A 17009-nucleotide genomic window follows, 5' to 3' on the forward strand; every position below is an offset into this window, starting at 1 on the left:
ATGAAACTATCCCCTCTCAATCGACGACGTTTCGAACGTTTCAAAGCCAACAAACGTGGCTGGTGGTCTTTATGGATTTTCGTCGTGCTCTTTGGCCTCAGCCTGGGCGCCGAACTGATCGCCAATGACAAACCGCTGGTTGTCCACTACGACGGCGAATGGTTTTTCCCGGCGCTCAAGCGCTACCCGGAAACCGACTTTGGTGGTGAGTTCCCGCTCGAAGCCAACTACAAAAGCCCCTACATCCGCGAACTGCTGGCCAAGAAAGATGCTCTGGTTGTGTGGCCTCCGATCCCGTACAGCTATGGCAGCATCAACTATGACCTGAAAGTCCCGGCCCCCGCCCCGCCGTCACTGGACAACTGGCTGGGCACCGACGATCAAGGGCGTGATGTGCTGGCCCGGGTGATCTATGGCTTCAGGATTTCAGTGTTGTTCGCCCTGACATTGACGGTGCTGAGCTCGATTATCGGTGTGATTGCCGGCGCGCTGCAGGGCTTTTATGGCGGCTGGGTCGACTTGGCCGGGCAACGCTTCCTGGAGATCTGGTCCGGATTGCCGGTGCTTTACCTATTGATCATTCTGGCCAGTTTTGTGCAGCCAAATTTTTGGTGGCTACTGGGGATCATGTTGCTGTTTTCCTGGATGAGTCTGGTCGATGTCGTGCGCGCCGAATTCCTGCGCGGGCGAAATCTGGAATATGTTCGTGCTGCACGTGCCCTCGGCATGCAGGACATGGCCATCATGTACCGCCACATCTTGCCCAATGCCATGGTCTCGACCATGACCTTCATGCCGTTTATTTTGACCGGCGCCATCGGTACGCTGACCGCGCTGGACTTCCTGGGTTTTGGCTTGCCGCCGGGCGCCCCTTCTTTGGGCGAACTGGTCGCGCAGGGCAAATCCAATCTGCAGGCACCGTGGCTGGGCATCAGTGCCTTCGCCGTACTGGCAATCATGCTCAGCCTACTTGTCTTTATCGGCGAGTCTGCTCGCGATGCCTTCGATCCGAGGAAATAAGATGACCCAGGACACTCTGATCGAAGTCCGTGATCTATCCGTTGAGTTTGTCACCGGCGAGCAGTCACTGCGCGTCGTGCAAGGTATCAACTTTGATATAAAGCGCGGCGAAACCCTGGCACTGGTTGGCGAAAGCGGCTCGGGCAAATCAGTGACCGCCCACTCGATTCTGCGGCTGCTGCCCTACCCGGTGGCGCGCCATCCGCATGGCAGTATTCATTACGCCGGGCAAGACCTGCTGCAACTGGATGAGAAAAAACTGCGGCACATCCGAGGCAATCGTATTGCCATGATTTTCCAGGAGCCCATGACCTCGTTGAACCCGCTGCACACCATTGAGAAACAAATCAATGAAGTGCTGGGCCTGCACAAGGGCCTGACCGGCAAAGAAGCGACACAACGCACTCTGGAGCTGCTTGAGCTGGTAGGTATCCCGGAGCCTCTCAAACGACTCAAAGCGCTGCCACACGAGCTGTCAGGTGGCCAGCGCCAGCGCGTCATGATCGCCATGGCCCTAGCCAATGAACCTGAACTGTTAATTGCCGACGAACCCACCACCGCCTTGGACGTCACTGTTCAGTTGAAAATCCTGGATTTGTTGAAGGATTTACAGGCCCGCCTGGGTATGTCGCTGTTACTGATCAGTCACGATTTGAACCTGGTTCGACGAATTGCGCATCGAGTATGTGTCATGCAGCGCGGTTGCATCGTCGAACAAGCAACGTGTGAACAATTGTTTCGTTCGCCACAGCATCCATACACCCGGGAACTGCTTAGCGCAGAGCCCAGCGGAGGCCCTGCCAACACGGTTGCCGGGGCGCCGTTATTGGAAGTCGAGAACCTCAAGGTGTGGTTCCCGATCAAAAAAGGCCTGATGCGCAAAACGGTTGATTACGTGAAAGCCGTCAACGGGATCAACTTCAGCCTGCCTCAGGGCCAGACCCTGGGTATTGTGGGAGAAAGCGGATCCGGAAAATCCACCCTGGGCCTGGCGATTTTGCGATTGATTGCCAGCGAAGGATTGATCCGTTTTGAAGGTAAACGGTTAGACTGCCTGTCGCGTCAGGAAATCAGACCCCTGCGCCGGGAAATGCAGGTGGTGTTCCAGGACCCATTTGGCAGTCTCAGCCCGCGTATGAGCGTGAGCGAAATCGTCGGTGAGGGTTTGCGTATTCACCGAATGGGCTCACCTGAAGAGCAGGAACAGGCAATTATTGAAGCCTTGCGAGAAGTAGGTCTGGATCCGGAAACCCGGCACCGCTACCCTCACGAGTTTTCTGGCGGGCAACGGCAACGAATAGCCATTGCCCGGGCACTGGTATTAAAACCGGCATTGATTCTGCTGGACGAACCAACCTCTGCGTTGGACCGTACAGTACAACGCCAGGTAGTCGAGTTGTTACGCTCGCTGCAAACCAAGTACAACCTGACTTATTTGTTTATCAGCCATGACCTGGCGGTAGTCAAAGCGCTGAGCCACCAACTGATGGTGGTCAAGCATGGCCAAGTGGTCGAACAGGGTGATGCGCAAAGTCTCTTTGCCTCACCGCAACATCCATATACACAACAGCTGCTGGAAGCTGCCTTTTTGGCACCAGTGGCTGTCGATTAACCTGATAGAGGAACAACACATGGGTTTTCTCGCCGGTAAGCGCGTCCTGATCGTCGGTGTCGCCAGCAAATTGTCCATCGCGTCTGGCATTGCTGCCGCCATGCACCGTGAAGGCGCCGAACTCGCTTTCACTTATCAGAACGAAAAGCTTAAAGGCCGCGTTGAAGAGTTCGCTGCAGGCTGGGGCTCAGGCCCTGAACTGTGCTTCCCTTGCGACGTTGCCAGCGATGAAGAAATCGCCAAGGTTTTCGAAGACCTGAGCAAGAAGTGGGACGGCCTGGACTGCATCGTTCACTCCGTAGGCTTCGCTCCTGGCGACCAACTGGACGGCGACTTCACCGAGGCCACCACCCGTGAAGGCTTCCGCATCGCTCACGACATCAGCGCCTACAGCTTCGTGGCCCTGGCCAAAGCCGGCCGCCCGATGATGAAAGGCCGCAATGGCAGCCTGCTGACCCTGTCCTACCTGGGTGCCGAGCGCACCATGCCTAACTACAACGTGATGGGTATGGCAAAAGCCAGCCTGGAAGCCGGTGTACGTTACCTGGCAGGCAGCCTGGGCCCGGAAGGCACTCGCGTTAACTGCGTATCGGCCGGCCCGATTCGTACCCTGGCCGCTTCGGGCATCAAGAACTTCCGCAAAATGCTGGCAGCCAACGAAGCCCAAACCCCGCTGCGCCGTAACGTGACCATCGAAGAAGTCGGCAACGCCGGTGCCTTCCTGTGCTCCGACCTGGCCTCGGGCATCAGCGGCGAAATCATGTACGTGGACGGCGGCTTCAACACCACCGCCATGGGCAGCCTCGAAGAGTAATTGCTTCGGCGCAACCGCCACTAAAAACGCCCGGTGCAGAGTCTGCACCGGGCGTTTTTTGTTTGGCGCTTCATAATCAGTTGCAGGCCGTGCGGCTCCAGATGGACAGCACGACACAACATTCGCTCATTAAGATATTTCTACTCGCATATCAGCACCCAAAGTGGTTAAAAGCCGCTCGGACGCTTCAGTCTCGACCTCCCCTTGGTCGCCGCCCATATCAAAGACAGAGCATGTCGCTAAATTAGGGCCACTGGTGCGGTGATACACCGCGATCACACTGCCCGGCCCCATACCTGTATGTCCGGTCAGCAGGTGCCCGCTTTTAGTGCCTCCGATCATCAAGCCAAGCCCATAGCCTGGCGTGGCCCAGGGCCGTCCCGGCATCGCCGCGCCAAGCACTATTGCATCTTGCATTTCTTGTAGCAAAAAAGGAGGGAGAAACTGTCCGGTCATCAAGTGATTCAGCAAAATAGTCGATTCCGAAAGCGGACCAACCAACAAACCGTGATAGACCCAGCCAGGGTGGTACAAAGAGCCTTGTGCTGAATACGCCTCACCCAAATCTTCTGGCGCCGTGGCAAGTCGAACATGTGTCAAGCCGAGGGGCAAGAAAACAAGATGGGCCAATGCTTTTTCGATGCGTAACCCGGTCACTCGCTCGATAAGCTTGCTAACCAGCAGGTAGCCCACATTGGAGTATCGCCAGGCAGCACCTGGCTCGTAGCGCAATCGTGTCCCGTCGAGACGCTCCATCATTTCGGCAACTGACCATGGGGCGTGGTGTGCGGCAACTGCAGCGTGATACTCCTCAAGCTCAGAGTAGTCAGCAAGCCCCGCCTGGTGTTTAAGCATCTGTCGAAGAGTAAATGGGCCTTCTGGTACCGGGTCGTCAAGCTGGATCAGACCGTCTCGGACAAGGGCAAGAGCCGCAGCAGCAAGGACTGTCTTAGTGAAGCTCCACCAAGGGACAACCGCATCGGATTGCTCTGTTGGCACATGCTTACCGTTCAAAATGACAGAACAAAGCATGAGTAGATATCCTTGTTGGGCGGTCAGAGTAAGGGCTTGAAAGAATACCTTAGCTGGCAGATCAGCACCAAGATCGCGTTAGATCTGTACTTTCGGTCAAGACGGCTTAACAGGATGCTTGCACCATGGACACGCCAAGCCCCAGGCTTTTGACCTCACAACCGCAAAAAAAATGGCCGCTCAATGAGCGGCCATTTTGGTGAAGCGATGCTAAGAGCTTAGTAGCGCTCAACCTTGGCTTCGTTTTCCAGCTGTTTGCGGTAGGCAGCAAAGTCTTGCTGACCCGCACGCGAGGCCAGGAAGCGACGGTAAGAGGCTTTCTCTTCGTCGGTTGGCTTCGCATCATCGTTTACGCCATTCAAGCGCAATACCACCACTGTGCCATCTGCCAGGCTCACGCTACCAAAGGTCGGTTTGTCCTTGGACGCCGGCTTAGGCATGCGGAACACAGCTTGCAGGACCACAGGATCGATACCGTCCTGACCACGGGCAACGGCTTCATCCACTTTCCACGATTGACCGTCAACAGGCTGGTTCAACGCCAGCTTGCCATCGCGAAGACCTTTGATGATTTCGTCAGCCTTGGCTTTGGCGGCTGCACCTGCTTGCTCTTTGACCAATTGCGCATGAATGCTGGAGGCAACGGCTTCCAGAGGCAGTTGCTCTGGCTTGCGGTGCTCTTTGACACGCAGAACTACAACGGTCTCAGGATCAAGTTCAAGCGCGGTGCTGTTCGCCCCTTCATCCATCACTTCAGTGCTGAATGCGGCTTGAACCACAGCGCGGTTGGCTGCGATACCCTCACCACCTTCACGACCAAACGGTGCAGAGGTATGAACGGTCAGGTTCAGCTCCTGTGCTGGCTGAGCCAGGTCGGACGCTTCGAAGGCAGAGTCTTCCAACTGTTTGGTTGCATCAACGAAGCGACGCTCAACCTGTTGGGTTTTCAGGTCACGGGTCAGCTTGTCTTTAAGGCTGGCAAAACTCGGCACTTCAGGTGCTTCAACACCCAGCAGCTTGATCAAGTGGTAACCGAAACTGGTACGAACCGGCTCCGAGACCTGATCCTTTTTCAGCGCATACAAAGCGGTCTCAAACGTAGGGTCGTAGACACCCGGGCCTGCGTAGCCGAGATCACCGCCGTTGGCAGCCGAACCTGGGTCCTGGGAGAACTCTTTAGCCAGGGCTTCAAAGCTTTCGCCTTTGGCCAGACGCTGCTGAATCTCTTCAATCTTGGCTTTGGCCTGTGCGTCGCTGACCTTGTCGTTGACTTCGATCAGAATGTGCGCAGCACGGCGTTGTTCGGCCAGGTTGGCGATTTCTTTCTGATAAAGCGCCTGCAGCTCATCATCTTTGACGGCTACCTGATCAAAGAATGCGGACTTCTTCAACTCGATATAGTCAATCACCACTTGGTCAGGGGTCATGAACTCTTTGGCGCGCTTGTCGTAGTAAGCCTTGACCTCATCTTCACTGACTTTAACCGCAGCTGGATCAGCCTTGATGTTCAGCGTGGCGAAATCACGGGTTTGCTTCTCGAGGCGGGCAAACGCGTTCACTTCTTCATCGGTCACGAAACCACTGCCTGCCAAACCGGCGCGCAGTTGGCCAATCAACATTTCCTCACCCAGCATTTCGCGGAATTGCAGACGGCCATAACCCAACTGACGAATCACTTGGTCGAAACGTTCAGGACTGAACTGACCGTTGTCCTGGAACTCCGGCGTTTGCAGGATCACTTGATCCAAAGCGGCTTCCGAGAAGGAGAACTTGGCCTGATTGGCGCCTTGCAGCAACAGCTTACGGTCGATCAACCCCTTGAGGGCTGCATCGTGCAGCATCTTTTCGTCCAGCAACGAAGGGTCGAAATCCTTGCCCAGCTGTTGCATCAACTGACGACGTTGCATGTCGACAGCCTGACTGAGCTCAACTTGGGTGATTTCATCACCGTTTACTTTGGCCGCATCCTTGCTGTGAGAGGTGGCTTGAAAAATCGCATCGAAACCGGTCAACGCCATTAACGCGACGATGACACCGATGATGGTCTTGGCAATCCAGCCTTGTGAATTGTCCCTGATATTTTGCAGCATGCTTCCCCCAGAAACGGTCTTGCACAATGAGCAACCGTGGAGCGTGGGTAGAGTCCGGATAGAAGAAAGGCGCATCCGAGGATGCGCCTTCTCGTAACTGGCGGAGCGGACCGGGCTCGAACCCGCGACCCCCGGTGTAACGCGTCAATACATCCTTCGACGCTACTACCGCTCCGCTGCCAAGCCTGGCGTGAGCCTGACCCGGTTGGGTAAAAGGTGTTACAGAAACTTAGTTAACCGCTTCTTTCAGCGCTTTGCCGGCTTTGAAGCCTGGCTTTTTAGCGGCAGGAATTTCCAGCGTTTTACCAGTCTGTGGGTTACGACCAGTGCGAGCAGGACGATCGGTTACAGAAAAAGTACCAAAACCAACCAGTACCACAGAGTCGCCGGCCTTAAGAGCGCCAGTGACGGATTCGATTACTGCGTCCAGCGCACGGCCAGCTGCAGCTTTCGGGATATCAGCAGATGCAGCGATAGCATCAATCAGTTCCGACTTGTTCACTCTAAGTCCCCTTATATCTATCTGAGTATGTTTCTAAAGTTTTTTGGTGAAGCTAAACGTTTGCCTGAGTACTGCGGACACTTATAGAGCCGCTTTATAACAAGGGCTCTAAACAGCGTCAAGAAAGCCCCTCAGGCAAATTCGTATTAATGCGTGCTAATTCTTTCCTTAGAGTCAGACTCGCGCTTCTCATCCTTGGCAACAATCTCAGGAGCCACATCTGGCAAGGGCTCCGGGGCGTATTGCAGCGCAATTTGCAGGACCTCGTCAATCCATTTAACCGGTTTAATCTGCAGATCCTGCTTGATGTTGTCAGGAATTTCCTTCAGATCGCGGACGTTTTCTTCAGGAATAATTACGGTTTTGATTCCACCACGATGGGCCGCCAGCAATTTTTCCTTGAGCCCGCCGATCGCCAGCACCTGACCACGCAAGGTAATTTCACCAGTCATTGCAACATCAGCTCGCACAGGAATCAGCGTAAGAGCCGACACCAATGCAGTGCACATTCCTACACCTGCGCTCGGACCATCTTTCGGCGTAGCGCCTTCCGGCATGTGAATGTGAATGTCTCGTTTTTCGTGAAAATCCAATGGGATACCGAGGCTCTTGGCGCGGCTGCGAACCACTGTCAACGCTGCGGTAATCGACTCGACCATCACATCACCGAGCGAACCGGTCTTAATCAACTGCCCCTTGCCAGGCACTACCGCGGACTCAATAGTGAGCAATTCGCCCCCCACTTGCGTCCAGGCCAGCCCGGTCACTTGACCGATTTGATCCTCCTGCTCAGCCAGGCCATAGCTGAATTTTCTGACCCCAAGGAAGTGCTCAAGAAGGTCAGGCGTCACTGTGACGGAGAAGCGTTTTTCCAGCGCATGTTCTTTGACCGCCTTGCGGCAAATTTTCGCTATTTGACGCTCAAGACCTCGAACACCGGCTTCACGGGTATAAAAACGGATGATGTCGCGGATGGCGGCGTTATCAAATGCCAGCTCACCTTTCTTCAAACCATTTGCTTCAATTTGTTTCGGAGCGAGGTATTTGACCGCGATATTGATTTTTTCGTCTTCGGTGTAGCCCGGCAGACGAATCACTTCCATCCGATCCAGCAGTGCTGGCGGGATGTTCATGGAGTTTGAGGTGCACAGGAACATCACATCTGACAGGTCGTAATCAACCTCCAGGTAATGGTCGTTGAAATTGTGGTTTTGCTCCGGATCCAGAACCTCAAGCAAGGCAGAAGCCGGGTCGCCACGCATGTCGCTGCCCATCTTGTCGATTTCATCGAGCAGGAACAGCGGGTTACGCACACCCACCTTGGTCATCTTCTGGATCAAACGGCCCGGCATGGAGCCGATGTAGGTACGGCGGTGACCGCGAATTTCAGCTTCATCACGCACGCCACCCAGTGCCATGCGCACAAACTTGCGGTTTGTAGCGTGGGCAATGGATTCTGCAAGCGAGGTTTTACCCACGCCAGGAGGTCCTACCAGGCACAGCACAGGGCCACGAATCTTCTTCACGCGTTTTTGCACTGCGAGGTATTCGAGGATTCGCTCTTTGACTTCTTCCAGGCCGTAGTGGTCAGCATCCAGAATGTCTTCAGCGCGCTTGAGATCCAGGCGTACCTTGCTTTGCGCCTTCCACGGCACCTGCACCAACCAGTCGATGTAGGAACGCACCACAGTGGCTTCTGCCGACATTGGCGACATCTGCTTGAGCTTGTTCAACTCAGCATGGGCCTTGGTCATCGCATCTTTGGGCAGGCCGGCTTCATCAATACGTTTTTTAAGCTCTTCGATTTCATTGTGACCTTCGTCACCGTCACCGAGCTCTTTCTGAATGGCCTTCATTTGCTCATTCAGGTAGTACTCGCGCTGGCTGCGCTCCATCTGCTTTTTGACGCGGCCACGAATACGCTTTTCAACTTGTAGCAAGTCGATTTCAGCATCCAGCAAAGCCAGGACATGCTCAACCCGATCCTGCAGGTTGATGATTTCGAGGATTTCCTGCTTCTGCTCGATCTTGAGTGCCATGTGCGCCGACATGGTGTCGACCAGACGGCTTGGCTCATCAATGCTGTTGAGCGAGGACAGGACCTCGGCCGGCACTTTTTTGCCCAACTGCACGTACTGCTCAAACTGTGAGAGCAGGCTGCGCACAAAGACTTCGGACTCACGCTCTGGAACAGCCACCTCGTCAATCAAGGAGACTTCAGCGCTCAGGTAGCCGTCTGCCTGGCCGAAATGCTCCACAGCACCACGCTGCTCGCCTTCAACGAGCACTTTAACCGTGCCATCCGGCAGCTTGAGCAGCTGCAGGACGGTCGCAATAGTACCTACACGATAGAGGGCATCTTCGCCTGGATCATCGTCTGCAGGGTTTTTCTGAGCCAACAGCAGGATCTGCTTGTCGCCCGTCATCGCAGCCTCAAGGGCCTCGATTGATTTCTCACGTCCCACGAACAGTGGAATAACCATGTGCGGATAAACAACGACATCGCGCAATGGCAGGAGAGGCAATTCGATGGTTGTCTTCATGATTTCGCCTCTACGGCGGCCATAAGGCCGTAATCAGATGGAAGTAAGCTTGAAGCCAAGATGGGGGCTGCCTCGAAAAAAAACAAGCGTTGGCCGACAGGAAAAACAAAGGGGCCCGAAGGCCCCTTCTTTAACACGCAATATGTCATATGCAGCAATACATTTACGCGTCAGGTGCAGCCTTGGCAGCCACTTCGTTGCTTTCGTAAATGAACAACGGCTGAGACTTACCTTCTATAACGCTTTCATCGATGACCACTTTACTCACCTCGGTTTGCGAGGGGATTTCATACATGGTATCGAGCAGTACGCTTTCTAGAATCGAGCGCAGACCACGAGCACCGGTCTTGCGTTCCAGTGCGCGCTTGGCAACAGCCTTGAGGGCATCGGCACGGAACTCAAGATCAACACCTTCCATCTCGAACAACTTGCCGTATTGCTTGGTCAGCGCGTTCTTCGGTTCAGTCAGGATCTGGATCAGTGCAGCTTCATCCAGCTCGTCCAGTGTTGCCAGAACAGGCAGACGGCCGACAAACTCCGGGATCAGACCGAACTTGACCAGATCGTCAGGCTCGACTTCACGCAGGGATTCGCCAACTTTCTTGCCCTCTTCCTTGCTGCGCACTTCGGCACTGAAGCCGATGCCGCCGCGGGTCGAGCGCGCCTGGACAACTTTCTCAAGACCAGAAAATGCACCGCCGCAGATGAACAGAATGTTGCGGGTATCAACCTGCAAGAATTCCTGCTGCGGGTGTTTGCGACCCCCTTGAGGAGGTACGGAAGCCACTGTGCCTTCGATCAGTTTCAGCAATGCTTGCTGCACACCTTCGCCGGATACATCACGGGTAATCGAAGGGTTGTCCGATTTGCGCGAAATCTTGTCGATTTCATCGATGTAGACGATACCCATCTGGGCTTTCTCTACGTCGTAATCGCATTTCTGGAGCAACTTCTGAATGATGTTTTCAACATCTTCACCCACATAACCGGCTTCGGTCAGTGTGGTGGCATCTGCGATGGTGAAAGGTACGTTCAACAGACGAGCCAGGGTTTCGGCCAGCAGGGTTTTACCCGAACCGGTCGGTCCGATCAGCAGGATGTTGCTCTTGCCGAGTTCGACTTCGTCATTCTTTTTGTCACGCTGATTCAGGCGCTTGTAGTGGTTGTACACCGCTACAGCCAAAACCTTTTTGGCACGTTCCTGACCAATGACGTATTGATCAAGGATGCCGCTGATTTCTTTTGGCGAAGGTAATTTATGCGCGCTGCTCTCGGCTTGGGCTTCCTGCACCTCCTCGCGGATGATGTCGTTGCACAAGTCGACGCATTCGTCGCAGATAAACACCGAGGGGCCGGCAATCAATTTGCGCACTTCATGCTGGCTTTTGCCACAGAAGGAGCAATAGAGCAATTTGCCGTTGTCCTCGCCGTTGCGGGTGTCAGTCATTCGATCGATCCAAATCCGATAGGCTTGCAACACAAGATGAAGGCAACTGCGGGCTTTTTCAAGCCCGCAGGTGGTCGGTGATCCCAACCACCTCCACTTGGGCTACTTAAGCGGGCATTTGACGCTTACTGAACACAGAGTCGATCAAACCGTATTCGGCTGCACGCTCAGCGCTCATGAAATTGTCACGCTCAGTGTCACGCTCGATGGTTTCCAGCGACTGACCGGTGTGGTGGGCCAGCAGCGAGTTCAAGCGATGACGGATGTTGAGGATTTCCTTGGCATGAATGTCGATATCCGACGCCTGCCCCTGGAAGCCGCCCAATGGCTGGTGAATCATCATGCGCGAGTTAGGCAGGCAGTGACGCTTGCCCGGTGCACCACCGGCCAGCAGGAAAGCCCCCATGCTGCAGGCTTGACCAATGCAGATGGTCGATACGTCTGGCTTGATGAACTGCATGGTGTCGTAGATCGACATGCCTGCAGTCACCGAGCCGCCTGGAGAGTTGATATACAGATGGATGTCCTTGTCCGGATTTTCGGCTTCAAGGAACAGCAGTTGCGCAGCTACCAGATTAGCCATGTAGTCTTCTACAGGGCCGACCAGGAAGATGATTCGCTCCTTCAACAGGCGCGAATAGATGTCGTAGGCGCGTTCGCCACGAGCAGACTGCTCAACAACCATCGGGACCAGACCACCTGCGGCCTGGATGTCAGAGTTCTGCTGAATATAAGAATTGCGGGACATGTCCGGCAGTCACTCCCAAAAAGTCTTGTCTGGAATACGCATAAGCCAGCTCGAGGCTGGCTTATGGTTGTGTTTTCTAACGAATCAGAAATCAGTCGGCTTGTGGAGCTTCCACCGGTTTGACCGCTTCTTCGTAAGAGACCGCTTTATCGGTCACCTTAGCCTTCTGCAGAACAGTATCCACAACTTGTTCTTCCAGCACAACAGAACGAACCTCGTTCAATTGCTGATCATTTTTGTAGTACCACGCTACAACCTGCTCTGGCTCCTGGTAAGCGGAAGCCATTTCCTGAATCATGTCGCGAACGCGAGCTTCGTCAGGCTTGAGGTCGAATTGCTTGACCACTTCAGCAACGATCAGACCCAACACAACGCGGCGCTTGGCTTGCTCTTCGAACAGCTCGGCAGGCAGTTGGTCTGGCTTGATGTTGCCGCCAAACTGTTGAACAGCCTGAACGCGCAGACGGTCCACTTCGTTGGACAGCAGTGCTTTTGGCACTTCGATCGGGTTGGCAGCCAGCAGGCCGTCCATTACCTGATTTTTAACCTTGGATTTGATCGCCTGACGCAGCTCACGCTCCATGTTCTTACGAACTTCGGCGCGGAAGCCTTCGATGCCGGTTTCCTTGATGCCGAATTGAGCGAAGAACTCTTCGTTCAGCTCTGGCAGCTTAGGCTCCGACACAGTGTTCACGGTCACGGTGAACTCAGCTGCTTTGCCAGCCAGATCCAGGTTCTGGTAGTCCTCAGGGAAAGTCAGGGTCAGAACGCGCTCTTCGCCTGCTTTAGCGCCAACCAGGCCTTCTTCGAAGCCAGGGATCATGCGGCCAGAGCCCAGCACCAGTTGAGTACCTTTGGCCGAACCACCAGCGAATACTTCGCCATCAACCTTGCCAACGAAATCGATGTTCAGTTGGTCTTCGTTCTGAGCAGCACGCTCAGTCACTTCAAAGCGGGTGTTCTGCTTGCGCAGTACGTCCAGCATCTTGTCCAGGTCAGCTTCAGCCACTTCGGCGCTCAGGCGCTCGACAGCGATAGTGTCCAGACCGGTCACTTCGAATTCTGGGAACACTTCGAACGTCGCGATGTATTCCAGGTCTTTGCCTTTTTCGAAAACTTTAGGCTCAACCGACGGTGCGCCAGCCGGGTTCAGCTTTTGCTCAACCACTGCTTCGTAGAAAGAAGCCTGGATCACGTTACCCAGAGCTTCTTGACGCGCATCAGCTTCGTAACGCTGACGGATCACGCTCATTGGCACTTTGCCTGGACGGAAGCCCGGGATTTTGGCCTTTTGGGCAGTCTGTTGCAGACGCTTGTTGACTTCAGCCTCAATACGCTCAGCTGGCACGCCAATGGTCATGCGACGCTCAAGAGCGGAAGTATTTTCAACAGAAACTTGCATGGATATTCCTCGTTGCACAGACATTAGCCGGCCGTTTCCGACCCCATAATCAAGGGCATGCATTCTAGTGGGTCAAACTCAAGAAGTCACCCTACCCTAATCGCACAGGGAAACAGCCGGTACATTATTAAGCACAGGCGATGATTTGCTAAACCTGCTTGAAACACACAATCCTTTACACACAGCCCAGTTCAGAGCCTTCTATATAGAAGCGCACATCGAACAACGGCTCGACCAAGCGCCTGTCGCATGAAGGCAAATGGCTTGCATCTTCCAGCAACACAAGGCTTTCTTCTGGGCACTCAATCGCCTGGACCAAAAAAAAGCGCATTCCTTTTCAGGCTCTGCGCTTTTCTGGATGAACAGGTAACCACCCGCTCTGATGCAGTGAATAGACTTAAACATCAATGCCTTAACACGACATGATCTTTGCCCTGACTTAACCTGCACCGGCCTTTCGAACTTCAAAAACAAAAACGCCAGACGATTGGTCTGGCGCTTTTTTAAATATGGGGTGGACGAAGGGGATCGAACCCTCGACAACGGGAGTCACAATCCCGTGCTCTACCAACTGAGCTACGCCCACCATCTAGCATTTACCACCCTTACAGATCAAAGCCACTAAAAAGCCTGTTCATCAGTAAAGGCATTAGCACATCACCCATTTCGCACGGAACTAGAGATGCACCTAACAGACAACAAGTTGCTAACTAAGCGCCCTGCTGCTAAATAAAAAAGCCGCTTTTGGCGGCCTTTTCAATGATTTCGCACTATAAAGCGATACATTGCGAAACCTTATTTGGTGCGGACGGAGAGACTCGAACTCTCACACCTTGCGGCGCTGGAACCTAAATCCAGTGTGTCTACCAATTCCACCACATCCGCATTTCAAACTTTTCAAGCAAAGACGCCAGACTATTAATCTGGCGCCTTTCTAAATATGGGGTGGACGAAGGGGATCGAACCCTCGACAACGGGAGTCACAATCCCGTGCTCTACCAACTGAGCTACGCCCACCATATTGCCGTTACTGCCTTACTTGTGCCAAAGCTGCCTAATGGCGCACCCGGCAGGACTCGAACCTGCGACCATCCGCTTAGAAGGCGGATGCTCTATCCAGCTGAGCTACGGGCGCCTTATTAATCTGCTCTCTGTGACGATTACAAACTAATTGCTTTCAGTATCACCAAGCTGGACAACAACTTCGCTCTACCTTCTTAACCAGTGCTAGGCTGTGCCCGACAAGTGCGACGAATCTTATAGACGACCCGGAAAGTCGTCAACTCTTTTTTCTAAAAAGTTTAGATATATAAAGGAGTTAGGGGAATAAGCAGACCAAGCGCCTTTGCCCATACGCCACGGCATGCGAGAATGCACGTCCTTTCTCCACCCTTTACGATGGTTAATCACGCGTAATGACTGCACAACTAATCGACGGCAAGACGATCGCCGCCAACCTGCGCCAGCAGATTGCCAAACGCGTCGCCGAGCGTCACGAGCAAGGCCTGCGCACTCCTGGTCTGGCAGTGATTTTGGTCGGCAGCGATCCTGCCTCCCAGGTTTATGTTTCGCACAAGCGTAAAGACTGCGAAGAGGTAGGCTTTCTGTCACAGGCCTATGACCTGCCGTCCGACACTACCCAGCAAGCGCTTACTGATCTGATTGACCGTCTTAACGAAGACGCAAACATCGACGGCATCCTGCTGCAACTGCCGCTACCAGAGCACCTGGACGCCTCCAAGCTGTTGGAGCGCATCCGCCCTGACAAAGACGTCGACGGCTTCCACCCTTATAACGTAGGGCGCCTGGCCCAACGCATTCCCCTACTGCGCCCTTGCACACCCAAAGGCATCATGACCCTGCTGGAAAGCACCGGTCAGGACCTGTACGGCATGGACGCAGTGATTGTCGGCGCGTCCAACATCGTAGGGCGCCCGATGGCCATGGAACTGCTGCTGGCCGGCTGCACCGTTACCGTTACCCATCGCTTCACCAAGGACCTGGCTGGCCACGTTGCTCGAGCCGACCTGGTGGTTGTGGCTGCGGGCAAACCCGGCCTGGTCAAGGGCGAGTGGATCAAGGAAGGCGCCATCGTGATTGACGTCGGCATCAACCGCCAAGCGGATGGCAAACTGGTAGGCGACGTGGTTTACGAGACCGCCCTGCCCCGCGCCGGCTGGATTACCCCCGTGCCTGGGGGTGTTGGCCCGATGACCCGTGCCTGCCTACTGGAAAATACGCTGTACGCGGCCGAGACATTGCACAGCTAAGTTTTAGCGTCTCGAAAAAAACGGCACCCTAGGGTGCCGTTTTTTATTGCCCGCTTTCATTGCTCGCCATCAAGATCAAAAAGATCGCGAACAAACTCGCTTCTACAGGGAATGTCGCCACCCCTGCAGGAGCGCCTTAGTCAGCCAGGCGCCAGGTGGTGCCTCCCTTGCCGTCTTCCAGCACCACACCCATTGCAGTGAGCTGGTCGCGAATACGATCCGACTCGGCCCAGTCCTTGCCCGCGCGCGCAGCCAAACGGGCAGCAATCAGCGCGTCCACTTGCGCAGCATCCACTCGCCCTTCAGCGCCGGCCTGCAAAAAGTCATCGGCTTCGAGCTGCAATACACCCAGCACATCAGCCAACTCTTTAAGACGCGCCGCCAAGCCGGCAGCAGCTTGCAGATCAGTGTCGCGCAAGCGGTTAATCTCACGGACCATCTCGAACAACACCGCACAGGCTTCAGGCGTACCGAAGTCATCGTTCATCACGTGCGTAAAGCGCTCGACAAACGCCTCACCGCCGACCGGCGCTACTTTCGGCAGACCTTTAAGCGCGTGATAGAACCGCTCAAGCGCTGCTTTCGCATCCTTGAGGTTTTCTTCGGAGTAGTTGATGGAACTCCGGTAGTGGCTGGAGACCAACAAGTAACGCACCACCTCTGGATGATATTTCTCCAGAACATCACGAATGGTGAAGAAGTTGTTCAAGGATTTGGACATCTTCTCGCCATTGATGCGAATCATCCCGCAGTGCATCCAGGCATTGGCGTAGGTTTTACCTGTAGCCGCCTCGCTTTGGGCGATTTCGTTTTCATGGTGCGGAAACTCCAGATCGCTGCCGCCACCATGAATATCGAATGTCTCACCCAGGCAGCAGGTCGACATCACCGAGCACTCGATGTGCCAGCCCGGACGACCCGGCCCCCATGGCGACTCCCAGCTCGGCTCGCCCGGCTTGACGCCTTTCCACAGCACGAAGTCCAGCGGATCATCTTTCGCCTCATCGACTTCGATGCGGGCACCGATGCGCAGATCTTCGATCTTCTTGCGCGACAACCTGCCATAGCCCATGAACTTGGCTACGCGGTAGTACACGTCGCCATTGCCCGGTGCGTAGGCATAACCCTTGTCGATCAAGGTCTGAATCATCGCGTGCATGCCGGCGATATGATCGGTGGCACGCGGCTCCATGTCCGGCTTTTTGATGTTCAGACGGGCTTCGTCTTCGTGCATCGCGGCGATCATGCGCTCTGTCAGCGCTTCAAACGTCTCACCGTTTTCATTCGCACGATTGATGATCTTGTCGTCGATATCGGTGATGTTGCGCACATACGTCAAATCGTAACCGCTAAAACGCAGCCAGCGTGTCACCAGGTCGAAGGCCACCATACTGCGCCCATGCCCCAGGTGGCAGTAGTCGTACACGGTCATGCCGCACACATACATACGCACCTTGTTGCCATCCAGAGGCTTGAACACTTCTTTGCTCTTGGTGAGCGTGTTGTAGATCGTTAGCACGAGCTCTTCC

General features: G+C 54.6%; 13 protein-coding genes and 4 tRNA genes. 4 read left to right on the forward strand and 13 right to left on the reverse strand.

The features are described from left to right. Genes NTD86_RS16200 through fabI form a run of 3 tightly spaced genes read left to right on the forward strand, consistent with a single transcriptional unit; the run spans position 1 to position 3446 of the window. Positions 1 to 1020 carry an ABC transporter permease gene (locus NTD86_RS16200; RefSeq protein WP_262203679.1) on the forward strand — a complete coding sequence of 340 codons (1020 nt, stop codon included), beginning with the start codon at positions 1 to 3 and terminating at the stop codon, positions 1018 to 1020. A 1-nt stretch (position 1021) separates the two neighbouring features. Then, entirely contained in the window at positions 1022 to 2632 is a 1611-nt protein-coding gene (locus NTD86_RS16205) for an ABC transporter ATP-binding protein (RefSeq protein WP_262203681.1), read from the forward strand. A 19-nt stretch (positions 2633 to 2651) separates the two neighbouring features. Continuing rightward, complete coding sequence (gene fabI / locus NTD86_RS16210) at positions 2652 to 3446, forward strand: enoyl-ACP reductase FabI (RefSeq protein ID WP_262203683.1); 795 nt, start codon at positions 2652 to 2654, stop codon at positions 3444 to 3446. Between the two features lie 129 nt (positions 3447 to 3575). Here the strand turns inward: fabI and NTD86_RS16215 are convergent, their stop codons facing one another. The 12 genes from NTD86_RS16215 to NTD86_RS16270 all read right to left on the reverse strand — a co-directional run bounded on the left by NTD86_RS16215 (position 3576) and on the right by NTD86_RS16270 (position 14345). Further along, the gene (locus NTD86_RS16215; protein WP_262203684.1) at positions 3576 to 4478 is read right to left on the reverse strand and encodes a serine hydrolase domain-containing protein; all 903 of its coding nucleotides are present in this window, start codon (positions 4476 to 4478) and stop codon (positions 3576 to 3578) included. A gap of 218 nt (positions 4479 to 4696) precedes the next feature. Continuing rightward, entirely contained in the window at positions 4697 to 6568 is a 1872-nt protein-coding gene (locus tag NTD86_RS16220) for a SurA N-terminal domain-containing protein (protein ID WP_262203686.1), read from the reverse strand. 229 nt (positions 6569 to 6797) lie between these two features. Further along, on the reverse strand, positions 6798 to 7070 hold the full coding sequence (locus NTD86_RS16225; protein ID WP_003183171.1) for an HU family DNA-binding protein: 273 nt from the start codon (positions 7068 to 7070) through the stop codon (positions 6798 to 6800). A 146-nt stretch (positions 7071 to 7216) separates the two neighbouring features. Beyond that, positions 7217 to 9613 carry an endopeptidase La gene (gene lon, locus NTD86_RS16230; RefSeq protein WP_262203687.1) on the reverse strand — a complete coding sequence of 799 codons (2397 nt, stop codon included), beginning with the start codon at positions 9611 to 9613 and terminating at the stop codon, positions 7217 to 7219. Between the two features lie 163 nt (positions 9614 to 9776). Next, a complete protein-coding gene (gene clpX / locus NTD86_RS16235) occupies positions 9777 to 11060 on the reverse strand; it encodes an ATP-dependent Clp protease ATP-binding subunit ClpX (RefSeq protein ID WP_262203690.1) in 1284 nt (427 codons plus the stop codon). 106 nt (positions 11061 to 11166) lie between these two features. Next, positions 11167 to 11808 carry an ATP-dependent Clp endopeptidase proteolytic subunit ClpP gene (gene clpP / locus NTD86_RS16240; RefSeq protein WP_048373031.1) on the reverse strand — a complete coding sequence of 214 codons (642 nt, stop codon included), beginning with the start codon at positions 11806 to 11808 and terminating at the stop codon, positions 11167 to 11169. 91 nt (positions 11809 to 11899) lie between these two features. Further along, positions 11900 to 13210, reverse strand: a complete 1311-nt coding sequence (gene tig / locus NTD86_RS16245) for a trigger factor (protein WP_262203692.1) — start codon at positions 13208 to 13210, stop codon at positions 11900 to 11902. A 175-nt stretch (positions 13211 to 13385) separates the two neighbouring features. Next, positions 13386 to 13541 carry a hypothetical protein gene (locus tag NTD86_RS16250; protein ID WP_262203694.1) on the reverse strand — a complete coding sequence of 52 codons (156 nt, stop codon included), beginning with the start codon at positions 13539 to 13541 and terminating at the stop codon, positions 13386 to 13388. A gap of 179 nt (positions 13542 to 13720) precedes the next feature. After that, positions 13721 to 13796, reverse strand: a tRNA-His gene (locus NTD86_RS16255). A 214-nt stretch (positions 13797 to 14010) separates the two neighbouring features. Next, positions 14011 to 14095 (reverse strand) — tRNA-Leu (locus tag NTD86_RS16260). A gap of 56 nt (positions 14096 to 14151) precedes the next feature. Continuing rightward, a tRNA-His gene (locus tag NTD86_RS16265) sits at positions 14152 to 14227 on the reverse strand. Between the two features lie 41 nt (positions 14228 to 14268). Next, positions 14269 to 14345: transfer RNA gene (locus NTD86_RS16270), tRNA-Arg, on the reverse strand. A gap of 280 nt (positions 14346 to 14625) precedes the next feature. Here NTD86_RS16270 and folD point away from each other — a divergent pair. Further along, on the forward strand, positions 14626 to 15480 hold the full coding sequence (folD, locus tag NTD86_RS16275) for a bifunctional methylenetetrahydrofolate dehydrogenase/methenyltetrahydrofolate cyclohydrolase FolD (RefSeq protein ID WP_262203696.1): 855 nt from the start codon (positions 14626 to 14628) through the stop codon (positions 15478 to 15480). A 136-nt stretch (positions 15481 to 15616) separates the two neighbouring features. Here the strand turns inward: folD and cysS are convergent, their stop codons facing one another. Further along, complete coding sequence (gene cysS / locus NTD86_RS16280; RefSeq protein ID WP_262203698.1) at positions 15617 to 16999, reverse strand: cysteine--tRNA ligase; 1383 nt, start codon at positions 16997 to 16999, stop codon at positions 15617 to 15619. Positions 17000 to 17009 lie beyond the last annotated feature (10 nt).

The sequence above is a fragment of the Pseudomonas sp. 7P_10.2_Bac1 genome, assembly GCF_025465935.1.
GTDB lineage: Bacteria > Pseudomonadota > Gammaproteobacteria > Pseudomonadales > Pseudomonadaceae > Aquipseudomonas.